Genomic DNA, 651 nt, shown 5'->3' on the forward strand with positions numbered 1-651 from the left:
GCTGAAGCAAACCCTGAAGCAAACCTTCCCTTCGTTATTGCGAACCCAATACACATAAAACGATTTGCTGGTGCCATTGGTCAAAAAGCTAAAACAGACAAGCTCGATGCGCAGCTCATCGCCCACTATGGCGATGCGATTAAGCCTAAGCTATCTACTTTAAAGCCTGACATCATGCAGGCTATGAGCGATTTAGTCTCAAGACGTAATCAAATTATGGCGATGCAAACGATGGAGAAGAACAGGCTGCAAATTCTGCCGAAAGAACTTGCGATGACCATCAAACCTATCTTAACTGTATTTAAAAATCAGATAGAAAAGATAGAAACTAAAATAGTTAAACTCATCGAGTCCAACCCCGACTACCAAGCCAAAAATGTCATTCTACAAAGCATGAAAGGGATAGGTAAAATAGCCGCAGCTTCAATTATCAGTAACCTACCAGAACTCGGATATATTAATAATAAAGAAGCGAGTTCATTAGTTGGTGTTGCACCAATGAATAAGGAAAGTGGTCGCTTCAAAGGCCAAAGAAAGATACAAGGTGGACGGCATCAGGTCAGGACAGTTTTGTATATGGCAATGATGTCAGCCATACAATCAAATCCTGTTTTCAAAGCAACTTACCAACGTTTAGTCGCAGCCGGAAAA

The 651-nt window shown here is 41.2% G+C and carries 1 protein-coding gene; it reads left to right on the plus strand.

From position 1 onward, the window contains the following. A partial coding sequence (locus A9267_RS17035) for an IS110 family transposase (protein WP_065110080.1) occupies positions 1 to 651 on the plus strand: 651 nt, incomplete at both ends.

It is taken from the genome of Shewanella sp. UCD-FRSSP16_17, assembly GCF_001675935.1.
GTDB lineage: Bacteria > Pseudomonadota > Gammaproteobacteria > Enterobacterales > Shewanellaceae > Shewanella > Shewanella japonica.